The organism is Archangium violaceum Cb vi76 (assembly GCF_000733295.1).
Classification (GTDB): Bacteria; Myxococcota; Myxococcia; order Myxococcales; family Myxococcaceae; genus Archangium; species Archangium violaceum.
Map to the genome: position 1 here is coordinate 1 of NZ_JPMI01000421.1, position 331 is coordinate 331.

A 331-nucleotide genomic window follows, 5' to 3' on the forward strand; every position below is an offset into this window, starting at 1 on the left:
CGGCCGACAGGCGTACTTGGGACGCACCTCCTCAATCACCTTGAAGTGGCCGGGCACCCACTCCAGCGTCTCGCTCTTCTCCTCGCCACAGCGCGTCTTGTCCCGTCCACACGCCTCGCACCGCAGCGCCTCGGGCACAGGCTGGTGCACGCGTTGCTCACGCGGCAGGTGGGAGGGCAGCGGGCGGCGCCCGTGTCCCTTGCGCTCCTTCTTGCGCGACTGCTTCCTGGGCGGCTCGGACGGAGGTGGGTCGCCCTGCGCGACGCCAGCCTCCCCGGCGCCAGGCGTCGCCGCCTGCGCCTGCTGAGCACCAGCCTCCTGCCGCCCCAGT

General features: G+C 72.5%; 1 protein-coding gene. It reads right to left on the bottom strand.

The genetic code is table 11. The annotated features are described in order from the left end of the window. On the bottom strand, positions 1 to 331 hold a 331-nt coding region (locus Q664_RS49800), incomplete at both ends, for an IS66 family transposase zinc-finger binding domain-containing protein (protein ID WP_043414127.1).